The following is a 20,309-nucleotide window of genomic DNA, read 5'->3' as shown; positions in this document are numbered from 1 at the left end:
GTTTCTATGTTGAGCTTGCCGAACTTCACGCTAGTTGGCATCACTCGCCGGATTTTTCTCCTGAGCTTGCCGAACTTCACGCTACTTGGCATCACTCACCGGATTTTTCTCCTGAGCTTGCCGAACTTCGCGCTACTTGGCATCACTCGCCGGATTTTCCTCCTGAGCTTGCCGAACTTCGCGCTACTTGGCATCACTCGCCGGGTTTTCCTCCCGAGTTTGCCGAACTTCGCGCTACTTGGCATCACTCACCAGGTTTTTCTCCTGAGCTTGCCGAACTAACGTCAACTTCCGACGTTTTCCCTCTCAAAATGAAAAAATCATTTAAACGTGTCGTCATTTTGTAGTAAATCATGGACGTGTGCCACATCTTTATCGCCACGTCCCGAGATCGTAATGATCACTGACTCATCGGAAGAAAATTCGTGAGACATTTTCTTGACCAAAGCTACCGCATGGGCGCTTTCCAAGGCCGGAATGATTCCTTCTGTGGAAGACAGCTCTTTAAAGGCATCCATCACTTCTTTTTTGGATACCGTATGGTACTCGGCTCGCCCGCTTTCTTTTAAAAAGCTGTGCTCCGGTCCGATTCCCGGGTAATCGAGTCCAGCCGCAATCGAATAGGTCGGCGCCGGATTACCGTGTTCATCTTGTAAAACAAGCGTCTTGAATCCGTGTAGGACCGTGGCTGTTCCTTTACTCATCGTCGCGGCTTCCTCGGGTTCTGCCCCGATCAACCGTACGCCTTCTTCTTCGATATAATGAGCAAACGAGCCGATGGCGTTGCTTCCACCACCCGTTACCGCAAATACGGCGGCTGGCAATTTGCCTTCCTTTTCTAAAATCTGACGTTTCGATTCCTCACTAATGATCGACTGGAAATACTTGACGATCGATGGGTACGGGTGCGGACCGACCGCCGAACCCAGCAAGTAGAACGTATCCTCGAAATTTTCTACCAGATCACCCAGGGCAACGTCCACGGCATCTTTCAATCTGCCCTGACCCTGCGAAACAGGAACCACTTTGGCACCCAGCAGCTCCATTCGAAAAACATTCAGCGCCTGCCGTTCCGTATCCAGTTTCCCCATATAGATCGTGCAGTCCATGCCGAACATTGCACATGCAGTGGCCGTCGCGACACCATGCTGTCCGGCTCCCGTTTCAGCTATGATGCGGTGAGTGCCCATACGCTTGGCCAGTAAAATTTGACCGATCACATTATTGATTTTATGTGCACCGGTATGATTCAAGTCTTCCCGTTTCAGATAAATTTTTGGTCCCCCATAAATTTTCGTTAAGCGTTCCGCAAACGTTAAGGGATTTTCTCTTCCGACATATTCTTTCAGAACTTCTCTGTACTCTTGTATAAATACCGGATCCTCTTTGCTCTCTTCAAACGCTTCTTCTATTTTATCTAAAGCACTCTGCAAATCTGCCGGAACAAAGCTTCCTCCGAAATCTCCGAAAAAGCCTTTTGTAGTTGTCATCATGTTTTCCACTCCCCTTATTCCATATTTCGCTATTCGCCACGCCTATTACTGCTTCACTGTTCTCCTTTTTCAAACAGGACGAATAAATCTTTCAAGGTCATCTTGGCTTTTTCTTCCTTATTCAGATCCAGTTTGATCTTTCCATTCTCCATCAGAATTAACCGGTTCCCGTAGGTTAAAGCATCCTCCATGCGATGAGTGATCATCATGCAGGTCAGTTGTTTTTCTTCTATCATCTGATTCGTTAACGTCATCAACCGTTCAGACGTTTTCGGATCCAATGCGGCTGTGTGTTCATCTAAAAGCAGCAAATCAGGTTCCGTCAGCGTCGTCATCAGTAAGCTCAGCGATTGCCTCTGCCCCCCGGATAGATGGCCCGTCGGCGTATCGAGGTGGTTCTCCAGCCCGTTACCGACCGAACGACATAACTTTTCGAAGTATGCCTTGTTCTCTTTCAGTTTTCTCGGGATAAGGTAACGCTTTTTGCCCCGTTTCAAAGCCAGCAACAGATTCTCCGCGACAGTCATCCGAGGCGCCGTGCCCATTTTCGGATCCTGAAACACACGCCCAATGAATCCGGCTCTTTTTTCTTCCTGCCAGTTCGTCATGTTTTTCCCGTTTAGTTCTATCTGCCCGCTGGTTACTGAAGCAGAGCCGGTGATGCTATTGAACAACGTCGATTTCCCTGCCCCATTACCTCCAAGTACCGTGATGAAGTCTCCTTTATGAATCGTTAAATCCACATGATCCAAGATGGTGTTATTGGTGTCCGATTCATTTTGAATGATCTTCGTTACCTGTTTTAACTGGAGTAAGCCTTTCATATGCGTTCCTCTTTTCCACTGAACATATCTAATTTCAGACCCTTTCGGAGCTGCGGTGTCATCAAGAACACGGCCAGGATCGTCGAACTGAAGATTCGGATATACGTCGTATCAAAGCCTAGTCGGATCACGCCTAAAATCAGCAGTTGATACAAGATACTTCCGATAACGATCGTCAGCAACCGCTCTCCCAAAGTTACTTCCTTGAACATGACTTCCGCAATAATGAGTGAGGCCAGACCGATAACGATCACGCCTATGCCGCCATTGACGTCCGCATAGCCGTTACTTTGTGCAACCAACGCTCCGGATAAGGCAATGATGCCATTGGAAAGAATCAGTCCAAGCATTTTCATGTTGTCTGTTTGAATACCGAGTGAGCGTGCCATCGATTCATTGTCGCCAGTCGCAATATACGCCTGCCCTGAACTCGTGTAAAAGAAGAACAGCAAACTGCTTATCACGAGGATCAAGACGCCTACACCGACAAAAACCACGTCGAAATAATTAGGTAAAGCATTGAACGCATCGTAAATTCTCGGCTGATTCAGCAGACTCAGATTTGGCCGCTGCATCACATATAACATGACCGAATGAAGACCCGACATCACCAAAATCCCAGACAGGATAACAGGCACCTTTCCTTTTGTATAAAGTAAACCCGTGACGAGTCCGGCGCCCATTCCCGCCAGAATAGCGAGTCCGGTTGCCATTACCGGATGCATGCCCGAGACGATGGCGGTGACGGCCACGGCCGAGCCAAGCGGAAACGACCCTTCCACAGTCAGATCCGGAAAGTTTAAAATGCGGTATGTGGTAAAGATACCGATACCTAAAATGGCCCATAAAAAGCCTTGTGCGATTGCGGATATAAGCATGTCCTGATTTCCTTTCTTAGTCGTTTGTTTCTATCATAATGGCTTCGTCTAATACCGTTTGCGGGATCTCTATTCCTAATAAATCTGCCTGCTGCTGATTGACCAGCTTATCTCCTTCGCTTAAAACATAAACGGGAAACTCACTGGGATCTTGACCCTGCAACACTTCTGCCGCCATTCGACCGGTTTCAAACCCCGTATCGGTTTGGTTGATACCCACGGTTGCCAGTCCACCCTGGGCAATCATGGAATCCACTGTTGGAATAAGCGGTATATCATAGCGGTTCGCTTCACTCACGACGGTATCAAAGGCACTGGCAATCGTATTATCCGTCGGCAAGTAAATCACATCCACTTCCTGAGCCATCGTTGCGACGGTCTGCTGGATTTCATTGGTGCTCGATACGGTGTAAACAACTGCGTTCAATCCCAATCCTTCTATCGCTTTCTCTGCTCTTTCGGCTTCTGCCAGAGCATTGTCTTCTCCCGAACTATAAAGCACGCCTATTTCCATCGCTTCAGGTAATAGTTCAAGCATCATGCCCAGTTGTGCTTCGACAGGGGCCTGATCCTTGACGCCCGTAATGTTCTTACCCGGTGCCTCTTCGGAGGCGACAAGCCCGGCTCCCACAGGATCGCTGACCGCTCCCATAATGATGGGAATGTCAGCTGTTGCATTGGCAAATGCTTGACTGGCCGGCGTGCCGATTCCTATCAGGAGATCTGCGCCATCTTCGACCAGTGACTGAGCCATCGTGTTCATCAGGTTCTGATCACCCTGGCCGTTCTGGAAAACAATTTCAGTATTGTCGCCATCGACAAACCCATTTTCTGCTAATCCTTCTATAGCACCTGCAGTGATGGCATCCAATGCCGGATGACTCGCCGTTTGTAAAATACCTACAACAAAATCCTCCTGTTCTTCTGTCCCAGCTGACGTTCCAGTCGCTTCTCCCTGTGATTCATCATTCCCTGAATTAACTATGGAAAAAGTGAACACCCCGACCAATAATAGTACAATAACGCTTAATGTTAAAAACAATCCTTTTCTTTTCATCTGAAAACATTCCTCTCTGATTTTGTTTTATTTTTTTATTTTCTACTCTTGAAGCATTTCCAGTCGGATTCCATATGCATCCACTCCTTTTATGTAAAATTGACCGTCTAATTCGTCCCTTACTTTGCGCTTCCAAAGCACTGGATCTTAAAAAAAGGTAAAACAAAAAGGCAATCCCCACGAGTATAAAAACTCTAGTCGTGGAAATTGCCTTTAAAAATAGCAAAAAGCCACACAGATGGTGTTGTCATCTATGTGGCGTAAGATCAAATAAAGCATCAAAAACAAGCCGGCATAGATACAAAATTTAGATTGAACTAAACGTTGTATCCATGAAAGAAAAAGATCCTAACATTTATACAACGATCTGCGCCAGCTGTGCCAAGCATTATTCAATTTTAATGAACTAACAGATTGTGTATACATGCGAACCTCTCCTTCGTTTATCTCTAATGTATTTCTCATAATACACGTTACAAAATCATTCGTCAACGATTATTTTCAAATTCAGGTGAATCTGTCATTATTTTTTTCAAGTAACGATCTAACAGTATATTATTTAAATAAAAGACGATGATGTAGTAAAAAATACTCAAGTCGGATGACTGAATATACATCAAGTAAGCAGCTAAGGCGATTATATCAATACTACTGCTGATAACAATGGCCCATTTCGCTCTATCATCTTTAATTTTATATTTTTTTAATAATTCGGTAACTTTCAAACCTCGGTGCATGGTGATCAAAACATGTGCATACTCTTCCTGGTAGGCTTTATAGATAGCCAAGAGTTTTAAGCTTATATATATAACACTTATAACTATAATTGTGTTTTCCAACATATATCATTCCTTTTCTGTCATTTCATAAGTGACTATGTAAAAATATATTTGACCGATACCCTTTATGTCTTTCTATCACTTAGCATGACGAGGGATGCAGCAATGACAAGAACTGTGATTATTTCGAGCGGTTATAGTCCGCTTATTTATATTTTATAATTCAGTTAGCCTATTTCCTTACTCATTTTTCGTCTTAAGCTGATGTTTGATAAATCTGGCAGCTATAAATTTGTTTAATGCCATGAAAATATACAGCACCAGCATATAGACCAGCGTAATCTCAGATAAAAACATAAAATATGACAGAGCAAATAGTATATCCAAACTACCGGAAAACAGAAGGATCCTATCGATCTTTTCTTTGTTCGGCATTTTTCCGCCCACATAGTCAGCTACTTTGGAACTGGTCAATAATGTCACCGACAAAGAACCGTACTCAGCTTTCGTGACATTGTACAGGCCAAAAATTCTGGCTATGACAATTAAACTCAGAAAACTTCCTATCACTATTTCCACTATAATCACTCCCTCCATATCATCGTTATATTAACCTTAGATAAAAGGTGGTGTCCTGTCAATAATTAACTTAACAACTCTCCGCAAATCCGTGTTAAACTAGGGAGTAACAGACTAAAAGAGGTGCAGAGAAATGAAACAGAAGAAAGTAGCCATTATAGGCGCTGGCGTCGTCGGGGCATCAGCCGCTTACTTGCTCAGTAAAGAAGCAGATATCGACCTGACCATTTATGATGAAGGTCTCGGACAGGGAACGTCTGCCGCTGCGGGGATCATCAGTCCCTGGCTATCTAAACGACGTAATAAGAAGTGGTACACCATGGTGAAAAAAGGCGCGGCTTTTTACCCTGAGTTTTTGTCTGAGGTGATGAATGGCGAGCCCATTCCCCATGATGTCTATAAACGAGTGGGCACATTACTGTTCAAACAAAAGGATGCCCAACTGGAAGAACTCCTGGCTATTGGTAAAAAAAGGCGCGAGCAGGCCCCGGAAATCGGCAAGCTGGCTATTTTACCGCCGAATAAAATCAAAGAAATGATTCCGATATACACAAAAAACAAATCAGCCCTTTATGCCTCCGGTGGCGCGAGAGTTGACGGCGAAAAATTAGTGGAAACCCTGCTCGAAAAAGCAATCGAAAACGGCGCAACACTCAAACGTGAACGCGTGAAAGTCGAGCGCCAAAACGCTGCTTATTCTATCGTTTCTGACGATAAGACCGAATCGGTGGATGCGGTTATTCTAGCAGTGGCTGCCTGGTTACCAGACTTACTCGAACCCCTGGGCTACGATGTAGATATTCGTCCTCAAAAAGGCCAGCTGGTTGAAGTGACGTTTGACGGATATGACACTAAGAACTGGCCGGTCGTGATGCCGGAAGGTGAGAAAGATATCACGCCGTTTGAAGATGGAAAAGTCATCATCGGTGCGACCCATGAAAACGATATGGGCTTTGATCTGACGATCGAAAGATCTGCTTTAACGTCCATGATAAAAGAAGCGGCAGAAAACTTTTCCCATTATTTCAGTACATCTTCCATCGTCTCCTATCGTTCAGGGACACGTGCCTATACCTCTGATTTCGCACCATTCATGGGTGAGGTGCCCGAATTATCGAACGTGTTTGCTGCTAGCGGTCTGGGTTCTACCGGTCTGACGGCCGGGCCAATCGTCGGCAAATGCCTGGCGCAACTCGTTTTAAATAAAGCAACACCGTTACCTCTTGAAGATTACCCTATCCATCACTACGTGACTAAAAACGAATAAATTGTCTGGCGTCACTCTATAAGCTATACTTTAAAAAACAGTAGAAAGAGGCGAGCGACATGTTAGCATCAAGCAACGTGGGTAAGCTGCTCGGCTGGACCGCGATGGCATTAGCACTCATTGGATTTTTCCTGTGGCAGATCCCGCTGGGCGTCATCGCGATCGTGTTAGGTCTCATTGGCCTGACTACGCCAGAAAAGGGATTGAACTGGACGGCCATTGCATTCGGAGCCATTGCCATGATCATCGGCATCATATAATCTTAATAGTCAAAAACAGAGCCTCCAGAGTTAGATTTAGAAATCTAACTCTGGAGGCTCTGTTTGCTTCAGTTATTCCTTCTGTTCGCCCCTATTTATCTCTTTGTCAGTCAAGAATAAACTGTAGATACCTAAACTGAGTGATAAGATGGCTAGTCCGAGTGAATAGCCCCCGATGACATCCGATGGGTAATGCACACCCAAATAAATACGACTGATTCCTATCAATGCAATCAGGGGAACGATCACCAAGGTCGCAGGCAAAATGATTTTCCAGTTCGAATAGGTCCGGATAATCAAGAATAATAACGCGCCATAGACGATAACAGCTCCCATCGCATGTCCGCTTGGAAAAGAATAGCCGCCTTGAGTGACCAGGTGCTCTACACTTGTCGGTCTTTCGCGTTGGAAAATGAATTTCACTATTTGATTCATCACGCCGGCCCCAAAGACGACCGTAATAACATACCAGAGCGCAATTTTTTTATGGTTTCTGTGGATCCCTGCAAACCAAGCGACCGCCACCGTTAAAGTCCCTATCACTATGGGATTACCTAGCCGAGTAATGAAAATGAAAAAGGCATTGAGTAATGTTTCGCGTTCTTCATGAATCTCTGCGCCAATCATTTCATCAAGGACACCAATAAATCCCCAATCATAAAAGCTCATCCAGACTAAAAACAGAAAAGGAAGTGTCATTATTGATCCCAGTAAGAAAAGGCGTTTAGGCGTTCCCAATTTCTTGATTATATAATTTTTGATTCGGTCCATCAATCTATTTCCCCTTTTCAATCAGTTAACATCATTCTCCATCTTTTCTAGATTTCATGCAACTATTATGTCTCATTTCCGCTCTTTCAGACTTTGACATGGACGAACAATTTAGGTAAAGTAGAACAGGGAAACAAATATGTTAGAGTAACACTTTTCTCCCAAAATATGTCATTAAAGACAGTAAAATAGAGGAGTATGAAATGAAAGTATTTGATTACGAAGACATTCAATTAATCCCAGCTAAATCGATCGTTAGAAGTCGTTCAGAGTGCGACACACAGGTTCAACTTGGCAAACACACTTTTGCGCTGCCTGTTGTACCGGCAAACATGCAGACAGTGATCAATGATGACCTAGCCATCTGGTTAGCCAAAAACAATTATTTCTATATCATGCATCGTTTTGAAGAAGACCGCAGAAAAGATTTTATTAAAAAAATGAAAAAAAATCAGTTGATTTCATCTATCAGTTTAGGCGTGAAAGACGAAGAATATGACTTTATAGAAGAATTGGATCGAGAAAATCTTGTTCCCGACTATATGACCATCGACGTGGCCCATGGTCATTCTGAATTAGTCATAGACATGATCAAACACGTCAAACAATTCTTACCGGACACCTTCTTGATTGCCGGAAATGTTGGCACCCCAGAAGCTGTGCGAGAACTGGAAAATGCCGGCGCGGACGCGACCAAAGTTGGCATCGGTCCCGGGAAAGTATGCACAACCAAACTTAAAACCGGCTTCGGTACAGGTGGATGGCAATTAGCTGCCCTCTCGTCCTGTTCAAAAGCAGCCAGAAAACCATTGATTGCCGACGGAGGCATCCGTACGCACGGTGATATCGCGAAATCCATTCGTTTTGGTGCGACGATAGTCATGATCGGCTCTCTCCTGGCAGGTCACGAACAATCGCCCGGAAAAACGATCGAAGTGGATGGAACGTTGTACAAAGAATACTTTGGCAGTGCCTCTGCTCATCAAAAAGGCGAGCGTAAAAATGTTGAAGGCAAGAAGATGTTAGCGGAGTATAAAGGTGACATTTCTGACACCTTGCTTGAAATGAAACAAGACTTACAATCCTCCATCTCCTATGCTGGGGGCAATGACATCGAATCATTGAGAAAAGTGGACTATGTGATTGTTAAAAACTCGATCATGAATGGCGAAAATTATAATTCAAGTGGGATCGATGTCCCTGACAGCTATGCTTCAAGCAATTTCACCGACTGACAAATAATTAAACCACTATCTCCCATCACGGCGAGATAGTGGTTTTTCATTTGAACAGTTCAATGATGATGATAACAATGAAATACAAAAAGACGAGAAACAACGCGATAAATAATGTCCATAAAGGCAAGTCAAAAACAAGGCTTAAAAGCAAGTATATGACAAATGTGAAAAGTGGGTACGTGACAATTGTTTTTGGATCGATATCCATATCGTTACCTTCTCACTTAAAGGATTGATTGGTTTCTTCAATGGCCTTAAGAATAGTCTCCACACTCTTTTCAACGGATTTGTTTTCAATCACTAAATCTGCTTCTTTTATCGGTTCGGATTCATTAATTGCTTGACTAAACTCAATACGTTCAGCAATCTTATCTTCCTTATCGCCTCTAATCTTCATCCTTTTTCTCATTTCTTCTTCGGAAACGTAGACAAAAACAACAAATGTTTCTTCAGGATAAACAGCTTTCAAAGCCTTTGCGCCGTTTTTATCCAAGGAAACATGAACGAGAGGGAATTTGATCAACGCTTCGCGCACCTCTGCTTTGGTCAAGCCATAAAGGTTTCCATTATAAATGGTTTGTTCGACGAAGTCATCAGGATCCAATTCCTCTTCTTTTTTAAAGTAATAATCTATCCCGTCCGTTTCTCCAGGTCGTGGTTTACGCGTCGTCGTGGTGACCAATTTGGGAAGGCCTCTTTCCGATAATTCATCACCCAACGTCGTTTTCCCACTACCGCTTGGACCCACGAGAACAATTAATCGTTTCCTGTTCATACGTACCCTTCTTTCTGCATTCCCTATTTTTTTAAGCTAAGCCTATATAATTCAAATTGAATAGGCCCTTACGCTTATTAGCCACCTAAAGTGATATCTGTTTCCTGGTACCAGGATAACGCTTCGTGTAAATGATTTTCGTTATAGTCTGGCCATAGATCATCAAAAACGAAAATATCGGAATAAATCGACTGAACAGGTAAAAAGCCGCTTAGTCTTCGGCGTCCGCCCCATCTTAAGATCAGATCCATGCGAGAAACATCTTTGGATGCCATCAACTCTGTAATATCTGTTGATGAGGCGTCGGCGTTCTCTTTCAATGCGTAATTCAGATCCCAATTCCATCCGTAGTTAACTAAAAAGTTCACTTTCATTTTTCCTTCGCCAAATTTTGTTCGTTTGTTTGCGTAAGGTAATAGTTCTTTAGGAAAAAGTTCCGAATCGGTGTTTCCTAACACGAGTAAATCAGCATCTTTTTTCTTTAATTCATTGACGGAATCGACACAGGCTTTTTGAAACGCTTTTGTTTGAAGTGACGGACGCTTAACGTTATCCATGGTAAACCCATAATAGGTCATTTCCTCAACACCAAGCTCCAGGCAGGCTTCGTAGAGTTTCATTCCAGGACCTATGCCATGATTGTATCCGTCATGTTTTTTTAACCCTTTAGTCAAGGCCCATCTTCGGTTGCCATCTGGAATAACGCCGATATGTTTGGGTAAACGTTTGTAGTTTTTCATATTTTAATAATCTCCTTCTAAAATAAACTCAAAAACCTCAAAATCTTGTTACTATTATCATACCGTTTTTTACCTCTGTTCATCAACTAAACAAGCGCATTAATTATTGAAATAGTTTGCACGACTCTAGTATATACAATTAAAATCAACTTATCCGACTATTTTTTGATCAGTTTACGGTTGTTGATCCTTATACCATTTTAACATTAAGACCTGACGCTCTTAAAAGCGTCAGGTCTTAATGATCATAATTCGTAAGGTTGACACTCTTCTAAAAATTCTTCTCGATTTTTTTCCGGCACCATCGAGCCACCCGTTGCCCAGGCAAGATGTGTCGCCTGACCCATCTTAGATGATAATCCTTTTTCATTGATGTATGCCTGACCGTTTTCAGACTGTATCAGACGATACGGTCCGATCAAACCGGCAACAGCTGCGGGTTCCAGGAAGATGCCTTCTTTTTCATGAAGCTTAGTCAGTAAGGCCTTAAAGACATCATCATCGATCGAGTAGCCACCACTGAAGAAGGTGCGCATCAACTTAGCAACAAGTCCTGACGTTCTCGGGACAGCTAAGCCATCTGCCACAGTCAGTCCCCCTAAGTCAAAATCAAACACGGATATTTCATCATATTTTTGACTTAGTAAGCCAATCATCATGCTCGGCATTTTCGTCGGTTCTGCAAAGAAACAATGGACATGGTCGCCAAAGGCTTGTTTCAATCCAAACGTGATCCCGCCTGGTGAGCCACCGATGCCGCAAGGTAAGTAGACGAACAGTGGATGTTCGGCGTCGACTTGAATTCCCGCTATTTCCAATTGCACTTTCATACGTAAACCGCCTGCTGTATATCCCAGGAACAATTCTTCCGAATGTTCATCATCCACGAAATAGCTTTTCGGATCAGCTTTTGACTCGGCACGACCGTTTTCAACGGCTTTGGAGAAATCCGTATCATGCTCGATCACCTCCACGCCTATGTTTCTCAGATGCTCTTTTTTCCATCGTTTGGCTTCAACTGACATGTGTACCGTCACTTGGAAACCTAACTTACGACCCATCGTACCAACACTGATCCCTAAGTTACCTGTCGTTCCGACAGTGATATCAAACTGTGAGAAGAAGGCCTTGAATTCGTCGCTGGCAAAAACGGCGTAATCTTCATTCATGTTGTTGATTAAGCCGTGTTCAAGTGCTAATTCTTCCGCATGCTTCAACACTTCATAAATGGCTCCTCTGGCTTTGATGGTCCCGGAAATAGGAAGTAAATCATCGCGTTTCAACCACAGTCGTCCGTCTAACTGTTCATTAAAAGCATCATCCAGATACTTTTTCATTTCAGTGATTTCCGATAGCGGTGATTCAATGATGCCTTTTATATCTTCCGTTTCAGGAAAAGCCACGCGGATAAAGGCTGCAAAGCGTTGCAAACGTGCTTCAGCATCTAAAATATCCGCCTTTGAAAACTTTGTCTGTGCTGTCGCTTCCTCAGTCGGTAACGTCATCGTGTTTATCCAGAATACTTCTTCTCCCTGTTTTATATTATTTAATAAGGGCATTTTTTTCATCAGTTTAGCTACATTTTTATCCGTCATTAAAGTCTTCCTTTCATTATCTCTTCAACCTATTGTCGTATCCAGCTTTATCATTATAGCATACTAAAACAAGTAGAAATATAAATGAAGGACGCTTCTAATCAGATGATAATCTTTCAATTATTTGAAGCATAAAATACGCTTCAGTTATTCTTTTGTGATATTTTCTTCACCATACGTATCTGTTAAAAAAGCAATGGACTGATGTATGAGTGCTTGTAAAACATCACTGTTTATATCGTCTAGTTTATTTACATACACACAGGCTTTTCCAGATTTATATTTCCCGAATTCCTTTAATAATTCTTCCCGTTTATCATCACCGGTTGCAAAATACAGACTGAACCGTGCCTTTCGCGGAGAAAAGCCGACTAACATGCTATCGCCTTCATGTCCGGAATCATATTTATAATGGTAAGCTCCATATCCAATAATGCTCGATCCCCACATTTTCGGTTCCATACCTGTTGTTTGAGAAAATATATCAAGCAGCTTGAACGCATCTTCTTGTTTCTTTGGATCCTCGATCGAATCAATAAATGCGACGACACTCGCATCAGTCGGCTGTGTTTTCAATTTATACAAATCAGATTCCTCCTCAGTGGACTTAATAACAGAAAGTTGTACTATCAGTTTACCACACAGTATTTCCTAACGGTGACAGGATACCTTTCATAGCGTTAAAATCTATTCGCATTTATTGTAAAAAATCGTTATACTAAGCGTATTGAAAGTTTCTTTTAGGAGGAATAAGATTGCAACAGTACCCCGTGTCTGCTATTTTAGATGTCTGCGTAGAAGCAGGCCGAGTCATGCTTGAAAATGGCGCGGAAACGTACCGCGTTGAAGATACGCTTTACCGTATCGCGAAAAGTTACCAGCTTAAAAATATAAACGTATTTGTCGTTCCTACTGCCTTGATTATCACTGTCCAGGGCGAAGACGGCCAAGACCACACAGAACTCTTACGGATGAACGATAGGATCACCAATTTAGAAAAAGTTTCCATGGTTAACGATCTCTCAAGGCAGCTCTCCAAAAAAGCGCTCCCTCCCAAAAGAGTCACGGAAAAACTAAATAATATAAAAAACACGCCCACTAACTTTACCCGCTTACAGCGAAACGGTGCAATGGCAGTCGCTTGTGGCGGGTTCACTCTATTATTCGGCGGTACCTATTTAGAGATCCTTCCCGCTTTTATTGCCGGAGGGTTAGGCCATTATCTTTTCGAGGTTGTCAATAACTGGACCAACGTCAGTTTCTTTGCTGAAATGGTTGCTTCATTTTTCATTGGGGTTTTAGCCGTCTTCTTTACTACCCTGGGATTTGGCCAAGATCTTAATGTCATTATCATCGGTAGTGTGATGTCGCTGGTGCCCGGTATGGCCATAACCAACAGTTTCAGAGATTTGATGGCTGGTCATTTACTAGCTGGTGTGGCTGTATTGGCCAAAGCCTTTTTAACCGCTGGAGCGATCGGCATAGGTGTAGCGATCGTCCTGGCATTCTTATAAAGAGAAAGGAGAAATAAAGTGGCCTTAAATTACTTAACCTATTTTCTCGCAGCCTTTGTTGCTTCGTTTGCCTTTGGTGTCATGTACAATGTGCCCACACGTACACTTTTCGCTTCGAGTATCTCCGGCGCCCTTGGATGGTTAGTCTACTACATCATTGCATTTCAATTTGATTTTGTTGTATTCATCGGTGCAGGTGCAGCGTCTTTCCTCGTAGCATTTTTCAGTCAATGGTTCGCTAGGCATTATAGAATGCCCGTTATTGTCTTCGCCGTTCCAGCCATTATTCCACTTGTTCCAGGTAGTTCAGCCTACAATATGATGCGCGCATTTATTGAAGGGAATTCAGAATTAGCATTAATGTACGGGACCGAAACTTTCTTAGTTTCCGGAGCAATTGCCCTGGGTCTTTCTATCAACAGTGGACTGTTTCAAATTTTCTCTAATCGTACATTTGCCAAACGCGATAAACGCTATCTACCATAAAAAGTCATTCAATTATAAACTTCACCGACCATTTTTCAACATACTGGACATAAAAAAGAGAGAAAGCTTTTACGCTTTCTCTCTTTTTTTATCTTATTATATTTTAGTTGATGTAATTCATAGGATTAACGGCTCTACCACTTTTGCGTACTTCGAAGTGTAAATGAACACCTGTTGAGCGTCCAGTAGTTCCCATGATACCAAGCTGTTGTCCTTGTGAGACACGTCGGCCAGTAGAAACACTTAAACCAGGTTGCATGTGTGCGTATAAAGTGGAATAACCATCACCGTGATCAACAATGACTCTATACCCATAAGAGCCTGAGTAAGAAGCTGCAGTGACCGTTCCAGCGCGAGAAGCTCTTATAGATCCACTACCTGCAATATCAACTCCAGAATGGAAAGATAAACTCTGACCAGTTACAGGGTGTGTACGGTAGCCAAATGGAGAGCTGATATAGCCACTTGCCGGACGTATCCAACCACTGCTTGTCGGAGCAACACTAGCTGATGTATTATTCGAAGGCGTTGCAGCCTGTTCTTTCTGTGCTTGGGCTGCTGCTGTTGCCGCTACTGCTGCTGCTTCTTGACGTGCTGCTTCTCTTTGTTCAGCTGCAGCTTCAGCTCTAGCTTCTGCTTCAGCTTTTGCAACACGGTCTGCTTCTATTCTAGCCAAACGTTCTTGCTCTTGACGATTTTCGGCTGCCGCACGTTGCTCGGCTGCTTTTTCTCTTTCAATACGACGCTGTTCGGCTGAATCTCTTTCGGCAGCTCTACTTGCTTCTTCTTTTTGAGCTTCTTCTTTTTGAGCTTCTTCTCGACGTTGTTCAGTAGCTATAGCAACTTGTTCTTTACGTTCCGCTTCAGCCTGACGCTGTCTTTCTTCTTCGGCTTCTTTAGCAATCGCTTCTTCTTCTTCAAGACGTTTTTCTTCCGCTAGGCGTTCTTCTTCAAGACGTTTCTCTTCAGCTATACGTTCCGCTTCAAGACGCTTCTCTTCTGCAATGCGTTCTTCTTCTAAACGTTTTTCTTCCGCTAGACGTTCTTTTTCTTCTTTAATCTCTGAAGATAAAGCCATCGTTTCTTGAGCTAACTCGAACTGTTCGCTGACAAACTGATCTTTTTCAGTGGAGTTCATTTCATAGCGTTCAGCAACATACATGATTTCATTGTCTAATTCAACTTGTTGAACTGTCAATTCTTCACGATTAGCTTCGATGCCAGTTACCAATGTTTCAACTTCAGCTTTTTCAGTTTGGACTTGTGCCTCAGCTTTGATGACTGCTTCCTGATCGCGTCGCTGATCTTCCATAACTTGTTGGTTAGCAGATACTAATGTACTAACGATGCCAACACGACTGATCAAATCTGAAATGTCTTCTGCCGAGATAATCATATGTATGATGTTCGTTGGATTCCATTTAGTTTGTGTTGCCCGTGCTTGAGTCATTAATTTGTCGTTACGCAGTTCAATTGCTTTTGTTAAATCTTCTATTTCTTCATTCAATTTTTCTATTTCTTCATTTGTCTCAACCAGACGTTGGTTTTGTTTATCCAAGTCTTCTGACAATTCTTGTATAGTGATTTGAAGTGACTGTATGTTTCCTTCTAGTTCTTGTCTTTCCTGCTCTAAACTATTCATTTCCGCTTCAGTTTTTTCAATAACTGAACCAAGTTCACTTGAGCGACCTTTATTGTTTTCTTTTTGTTCTATTAAGTCTTCTAGGGACTCCTCAGCCTGAACGACGCTACCCATCAATGGTGCAAATGTTGTTAACAGCATCGAGGATACAAGTCCAACGATTATTTTATTCTTCAAGTAATTTCCTCCATATAGTAGTAGTCATTTATCATTCAATAGTTGTTTTTTAAGGTGAGTTTTATATTTCCGATGTAAAACAATAGTACCACTCTTGCCTGAACTATAAAATCTATTAACGATTACAGTTATATTACACTTCATTTTAGACAAATTTTAGACATGATTTCTGTAAAACTGATAACAACTATATGTTAGAACAATCTTATAATACAAAGAGAGCGTACATGATACTTATAGAAAAGCCACTTCAAAATAGATTATCCTTATCCGTTTTTCCCCTTTTTTATTTACTCTCTTCATTACATGTAGTGATCTCAAGCTAACAAAGACCCCTAAAAAAGCAGCATTCGCTGTGATCATGCTCGCTAGTGTGGCTGCACTTGCCTTCTTGTATTTGATGGTAATGACTATCTTTTTTGGATTCAACTCATAAAAACACCTTAAGTATCAGTTGTCGTTGATACTTAAGGTGTTTTTTCAATTCAATATTATAGTGTTCATTGCCTCTAGTAACTGCGTATGCTATTTTTTCGTTTTTTTATTGAAAGAATTACGCACCCCTGTATTTCAAGGCTAAACCTTTGAGGAAATTTCTCGCGTATCTGTCTCCGCATTCCTGATAATTGCGGTGATCTTCTTTTCTAAGAACGGCACTTAACTCTCCTTTGGACAGATTTACGCCGACATCATCAAGGATATCCAGCATGTCCTCATTTGTAAGAGATAAAGCGACTTTCACTTTTTTTAGTAAAATATTATTGACGTCTTTATTGTGTTTCAAAGAGAAGGTCATTTTTACTGGCTCACCTGTTTTTGATTTCTGTCTTCCTCTTTTATAGACGATCAGTCCATTGAGAAAAGATTCCAGCATGTGGTCCGTGCAGTCTTCCTTGTACAAGTTTTCTGAGAATTCATCTTCCTCATCCTCATCCACCTGACTTTCTTTTTCATCCTGTTTTGAAAGGAGTTGCCTTACTTCCTGTATGGGAATCTCCATTTCACCCAATTTGAAAATCTCTACCATTTCTGAATCCTTTAACTCCAGAGCGTACCGCAGTCGCAGCAATCGGTCATTATTATTCATTTTTTCAGCACCTTCCTGATATGCATCTTACTCATTATAGTTCTTACTCTTTCATTATATCTTAAAACATACTAGATTTTCACTATTCCCTATACCAAACTTCATTAACCTTCTGAATGTCAAGATGAATCCATTCTTCTATCCATAATTGAAAATGAAAAATATTATAAAATATCTTCAAGATCAAAAAAGTGGCGAATATAAAGGACTCTTTCTCCTAATGATAACAGATTTTTTGAAGATATTTCATCGATTATGGTCATTTTCAAAATTTGTACTAGCAGATGACCAATTGATATTTATAGTAATCGATCTTCTTCTGCTACTTTACCCATCCATACTTTTTATCTGTATGGACTTCTTCAACTGCAGCAAAATCAGAAAACATGGTTCTTTCACACCAATGAAAGCGGACCAATTTAGAGTGATTCTCTTTTGTGTCTTTTCTGTCATATTTTTATGAAAATTATTCTGATTATCATTTTCAAACCGCACTGAAAGGTGTATGATATAGACATTGTGTAAAAGCTAACAAAAAGGATGGAATGTTAATGGATGCAGATTATCAAGGTCTCTTTTACAATATTGAAAAGAGTATAAAAAAGAAAAACCAATTATTTGAAGCTAGTGTGCTGCGTTATGCTGCACGGGCTATGCTTGCGACGTTATTTTTAACGTTGGGAACTGCTATTGCGGTCATTACCGCTCAGTATGCTGAAGGAGCTCTACCCGGATCAGGAAAATTTTTATATTCGTTTATGTTTAGTTGGTCTTTGGTCATGATTATTTATATGAATGCAGAACTAGGCACATCTAACATGATGTATACAACCGTTGCCGTCCACAGAAAATTATTAACCGTTAAAAATGCAATTATTCTCTTGTTCGCCTGTTTGTTGTTTAATTTGATTGGAGGAATTATCTCCAGCTATCTCATTTCTCTAACTACTGTTTTCCAAGACTTACCCGCTGATCACTTCTTATTCACTGCGATCGAAGGAAAGTTAGCCAAAACACCCCTTCAAATTTTCACCGAAGGAATTTTTGCAAATATCATTGTGAATACGGCCGTATTTAGTACTATACGAATGAAAGACGATGCCGCTAAGGTTATTGCTATGATCTTTATTATCTTTATTTTTGCTTTCTTAGGATTTGAGCATTTAATCGCTAATTTCTCTTCATTCCCCCTTGCTTATTTTGCAGCAAATGGGGCAATTGCTGGAATGACCGCCCCAGTTATTGGAACAAACTTTTTACTAGCTGGTTTAGGAAACTATGTGGGTGGTGGCCTCATTATAGGTCTTACCTATTCTTGGCTCAACAGTGGAGATCACTTGTATCAAGACTAATTCGAAATAGAATAGTCTTTGAATGAAAATCGCCTGAGTTAACGAACAGTTGAAACTAAAAACGATTGAGCATGATCATGCTCAATCGTTTTTTTGTTCTGGAAGCTGGATGACTGGGTTCTCTGTATGCACCTATCGACCACCTTTTTGTTTCAATTCGTTGGCAACCCGCTCTATCTGTTCATATTGAGTTGCTTTCGGGTGGGCAGCGCCAAGCATTGACCCTACTCATGGCAACGATCATCCTTCCCAATCTATTTTCACTCCATGAACATACCGCTACTTTGGATTCGAACACAACTGACTGATGCTTTGAGGAAAAACTAATGGGGTTATCTTATCATTACACTTTTTTGATCTTTGCTTGTTCGGTGAATCAAAAAAGACTATTCCCTTTGACTCCTCATCTTTCTTTGCTATTCTATAAACAAAACAGACATTTGATTTTTGCGGAAAGGAGGATGGTTTTATTATGGTATTCCTTCATCAGCTTTTAGTTCTCTTATTTGTTAGTATCGTAGTCTATACAATTGACGTGAATAAAAACTTTTTCCCTGTCCCAGTAGTTTTAGTGCTAGTGGGGATGGGGTTATCGTTTCTGCCTCTTTTCTCTCATTTTTCTGTCTCACGCGATATCTTGTATCAAATATTTATACCGGGACTTCTATTTGTATCTGCTTATCAGTTTTCCACACATGCTTTAAAGAAAAACGCCGGCTTGATTTTGATCTTAAGTACAGTAGGGATGATGGCAACAGTATTGCTCTTGGGAACAGGCATTTATTGGGTGACCTCTTTCTTTGAACCTTTTGCCTGGAATGTTTCTCTTCTACTTGCAGCTATTCTCGTTCCTACTGATCCTGTTTCTGTGATCACTATCTTAAAAAACAGTACAGGTGCCGAGGAAATTGCCGATATAGTTGAAGGAGAATCCATGGTAAATGACGGGACCAGCATCGTTATTTTCACCATTCTTCTTTCTATGGTTCAGTCTGGAGATGCTTTTTCCCCTCTTCATTTTTTGGAAAATTTCGCCTATGTATCACTTGGTGGTATAGGTATTGGTCTTATATTCGGTTGGATCCTCAGTCAAGCTATCCATATTACTGCTCAGCATGAATACCAAGTCATGCTGAGCGTCCTGATTGCTTATGGCGGATTTGTACTGGCGGAACTATTTGATGCTTCAGGGGTATTGGCTACGGTTGTATCTGGAATACTCCTTTCTTTTGCCTTTTCGAAAAAAGATGAGAAAGAGGAAGAATTCCGCAGATATTTAGGAGGATTTTGGAATGTAGTCAATCCCACACTATCTTCGATCTTGTTTCTTTTTATTGGCATCCAATTTGTCCCGTATATTCAATTTCAGAATTGGACACTATGGCTACCGGCCTTTATCTTCTTTATTCTTTCTATCTTGGCACGCTTTCTTGTTTTAGGGAGTACGCTCCTGATCGTGCCCAAATGGAAGAAAAAATTCAGCCATTTTTTCTCGGTTCTTTTCCTTCTTTCTTGGTCCGGAATAAAAGGTTCTATGTCTGTCGTGCTTCTTCTTTGGACTGAGAGTACGACTGTCGGCCAAAACACTTTTTTAATTTCAGTAGCTTTTGTGACAACTTTTCTTTCTTTCGTTTTTCAAAGTATTGGCATTTATCCTCTGTCCCGTTTGCTGAAAAGAATGGATGATTCATAGTGATTACGGTCTTTATTGCTAAAATACGAACTATACTTATATCGTCTTTGCGATTCTTTTTGAATGCAACGAAATGGACACCACAAAAAGGAAAACCAGCAT

Annotated in this window: 22 protein-coding genes and 1 pseudogene; 9 read left to right on the top strand and 14 right to left on the bottom strand. The window is 41.7% G+C overall.

Going from position 1 to position 20,309, the window contains the following annotated elements:
- The coding region (locus R6U02_RS04165; RefSeq protein ID WP_410262377.1) for a hypothetical protein at window positions 1-347 on the top strand (347 nt) is incomplete at its 5' end.
- Here R6U02_RS04165 and trpB read toward each other — a convergent pair.
- The 6 genes from trpB to R6U02_RS04135 all read right to left on the bottom strand — a co-directional run bounded on the left by trpB (window position 321) and on the right by R6U02_RS04135 (window position 5,610).
- Entirely contained in the window at window positions 321-1,490 is a 1,170-nt protein-coding gene (trpB, locus tag R6U02_RS04160; protein ID WP_410262380.1) for a tryptophan synthase subunit beta, read from the bottom strand. The genes R6U02_RS04165 and trpB overlap by 27 nt on opposite strands.
- Before the next feature lie 56 nt (window positions 1,491-1,546).
- Window positions 1,547-2,317, bottom strand: coding sequence for an ABC transporter ATP-binding protein (locus R6U02_RS04155; RefSeq protein WP_410262376.1), 771 nt, complete (start codon window positions 2,315-2,317; stop codon window positions 1,547-1,549).
- Window positions 2,314-3,195, bottom strand: a complete 882-nt coding sequence (locus R6U02_RS04150; RefSeq protein WP_410262375.1) for an ABC transporter permease — start codon at window positions 3,193-3,195, stop codon at window positions 2,314-2,316. Before R6U02_RS04150 ends, R6U02_RS04155 begins: the two co-directional genes overlap by 4 nt.
- A gap of 16 nt (window positions 3,196-3,211) precedes the next feature.
- Window positions 3,212-4,252: a tryptophan ABC transporter substrate-binding protein gene (trpX, locus tag R6U02_RS04145; RefSeq protein WP_410262374.1), complete on the bottom strand. Its 1,041-nt coding sequence runs from the start codon at window positions 4,250-4,252 to the stop codon at window positions 3,212-3,214.
- A gap of 488 nt (window positions 4,253-4,740) precedes the next feature.
- Entirely contained in the window at window positions 4,741-5,094 is a 354-nt protein-coding gene (locus tag R6U02_RS04140) for a hypothetical protein (protein WP_410262373.1), read from the bottom strand.
- Between the two features lie 177 nt (window positions 5,095-5,271).
- A complete protein-coding gene (locus R6U02_RS04135) occupies window positions 5,272-5,610 on the bottom strand; it encodes a hypothetical protein (RefSeq protein WP_410262372.1) in 339 nt (112 codons plus the stop codon).
- A 133-nt stretch (window positions 5,611-5,743) separates the two neighbouring features.
- On the opposite strand from R6U02_RS04135, the gene R6U02_RS04130 reads away from it, so the two are divergent.
- Both R6U02_RS04130 and R6U02_RS04125 read left to right on the top strand, forming a co-directional pair.
- Window positions 5,744-6,877: an NAD(P)/FAD-dependent oxidoreductase gene (locus tag R6U02_RS04130; RefSeq protein WP_410262371.1), complete on the top strand. Its 1,134-nt coding sequence runs from the start codon at window positions 5,744-5,746 to the stop codon at window positions 6,875-6,877.
- A gap of 59 nt (window positions 6,878-6,936) precedes the next feature.
- Complete coding sequence (locus R6U02_RS04125; protein WP_410262370.1) at window positions 6,937-7,137, top strand: C4-dicarboxylate ABC transporter; 201 nt, start codon at window positions 6,937-6,939, stop codon at window positions 7,135-7,137.
- A 72-nt stretch (window positions 7,138-7,209) separates the two neighbouring features.
- On the opposite strand, the gene R6U02_RS04120 is transcribed toward R6U02_RS04125, so the two are convergent.
- Window positions 7,210-7,908 carry a phosphatase PAP2 family protein gene (locus tag R6U02_RS04120; protein WP_410262369.1) on the bottom strand — a complete coding sequence of 233 codons (699 nt, stop codon included), beginning with the start codon at window positions 7,906-7,908 and terminating at the stop codon, window positions 7,210-7,212.
- 203 nt (window positions 7,909-8,111) lie between these two features.
- On the opposite strand from R6U02_RS04120, the gene guaC reads away from it, so the two are divergent.
- Window positions 8,112-9,143, top strand: a complete 1,032-nt coding sequence (gene guaC, locus R6U02_RS04115) for a GMP reductase (protein ID WP_410262368.1) — start codon at window positions 8,112-8,114, stop codon at window positions 9,141-9,143.
- Between the two features lie 46 nt (window positions 9,144-9,189).
- Here guaC and R6U02_RS04110 read toward each other — a convergent pair whose 3' ends face one another.
- The 5 genes from R6U02_RS04110 to R6U02_RS04090 all read right to left on the bottom strand — a co-directional run bounded on the left by R6U02_RS04110 (window position 9,190) and on the right by R6U02_RS04090 (window position 12,841).
- A complete protein-coding gene (locus R6U02_RS04110; protein ID WP_410262367.1) occupies window positions 9,190-9,354 on the bottom strand; it encodes a hypothetical protein in 165 nt (54 codons plus the stop codon).
- A gap of 12 nt (window positions 9,355-9,366) precedes the next feature.
- Complete coding sequence (locus R6U02_RS04105) at window positions 9,367-9,921, bottom strand: guanylate kinase (RefSeq protein WP_410262366.1); 555 nt, start codon at window positions 9,919-9,921, stop codon at window positions 9,367-9,369.
- A gap of 77 nt (window positions 9,922-9,998) precedes the next feature.
- A complete protein-coding gene (locus R6U02_RS04100) occupies window positions 9,999-10,661 on the bottom strand; it encodes an undecaprenyl diphosphate synthase family protein (protein WP_410262365.1) in 663 nt (220 codons plus the stop codon).
- 245 nt (window positions 10,662-10,906) lie between these two features.
- Window positions 10,907-12,256 carry a D-serine ammonia-lyase gene (locus R6U02_RS04095; RefSeq protein WP_410262364.1) on the bottom strand — a complete coding sequence of 450 codons (1,350 nt, stop codon included), beginning with the start codon at window positions 12,254-12,256 and terminating at the stop codon, window positions 10,907-10,909.
- Between the two features lie 147 nt (window positions 12,257-12,403).
- Window positions 12,404-12,841 (bottom strand): DUF1801 domain-containing protein, encoded by a 438-nt coding sequence (locus R6U02_RS04090; RefSeq protein ID WP_410262363.1) that lies wholly within the window; start codon window positions 12,839-12,841, stop codon window positions 12,404-12,406.
- A gap of 170 nt (window positions 12,842-13,011) precedes the next feature.
- Here R6U02_RS04090 and R6U02_RS04085 point away from each other — a divergent pair, with 170 nt between their 5' ends.
- Window positions 13,012-13,770: a threonine/serine exporter family protein gene (locus tag R6U02_RS04085; protein WP_410262362.1), complete on the top strand. Its 759-nt coding sequence runs from the start codon at window positions 13,012-13,014 to the stop codon at window positions 13,768-13,770.
- Between the two features lie 18 nt (window positions 13,771-13,788).
- The gene (locus R6U02_RS04080) at window positions 13,789-14,256 is read left to right on the top strand and encodes a threonine/serine exporter family protein (RefSeq protein WP_410262361.1); all 468 of its coding nucleotides are present in this window, start codon (window positions 13,789-13,791) and stop codon (window positions 14,254-14,256) included.
- Window positions 14,257-14,359: 103 nt separating this feature from the next.
- Here R6U02_RS04080 and R6U02_RS04075 read toward each other — a convergent pair whose 3' ends face one another.
- A complete protein-coding gene (locus R6U02_RS04075; RefSeq protein ID WP_410262360.1) occupies window positions 14,360-16,075 on the bottom strand; it encodes a peptidoglycan DD-metalloendopeptidase family protein in 1,716 nt (571 codons plus the stop codon).
- Between the two features lie 553 nt (window positions 16,076-16,628).
- The gene (locus tag R6U02_RS04070; protein ID WP_410262359.1) at window positions 16,629-17,162 is read right to left on the bottom strand and encodes a DUF1456 family protein; all 534 of its coding nucleotides are present in this window, start codon (window positions 17,160-17,162) and stop codon (window positions 16,629-16,631) included.
- A 551-nt stretch (window positions 17,163-17,713) separates the two neighbouring features.
- Here R6U02_RS04070 and R6U02_RS04065 point away from each other — a divergent pair.
- The 3 genes and pseudogenes from R6U02_RS04065 (at window position 17,714) to R6U02_RS04055 (ending at window position 20,207) form a co-directional block, all read left to right on the top strand.
- On the top strand, window positions 17,714-18,514 hold the full coding sequence (locus R6U02_RS04065) for a formate/nitrite transporter family protein (protein ID WP_410262358.1): 801 nt from the start codon (window positions 17,714-17,716) through the stop codon (window positions 18,512-18,514).
- 173 nt (window positions 18,515-18,687) lie between these two features.
- Window positions 18,688-18,816, top strand: a pseudogene (locus tag R6U02_RS04060) (ABC transporter ATP-binding protein); the annotation flags it as partial.
- Window positions 18,817-18,986: 170 nt separating this feature from the next.
- Window positions 18,987-20,207 carry a cation:proton antiporter gene (locus R6U02_RS04055; protein WP_410262357.1) on the top strand — a complete coding sequence of 407 codons (1,221 nt, stop codon included), beginning with the start codon at window positions 18,987-18,989 and terminating at the stop codon, window positions 20,205-20,207.
- Window positions 20,208-20,309 lie beyond the last annotated feature (102 nt).

The sequence above is a fragment of the Alkalibacterium sp. genome (assembly GCF_046484155.1).
In the GTDB taxonomy this organism is placed as follows: domain Bacteria; phylum Bacillota; class Bacilli; order Lactobacillales; family Carnobacteriaceae_A; genus Alkalibacterium.
Note: the sequence above shows the minus strand (reverse complement) of the source record. Positions and strands in the feature narration are given on the sequence as shown.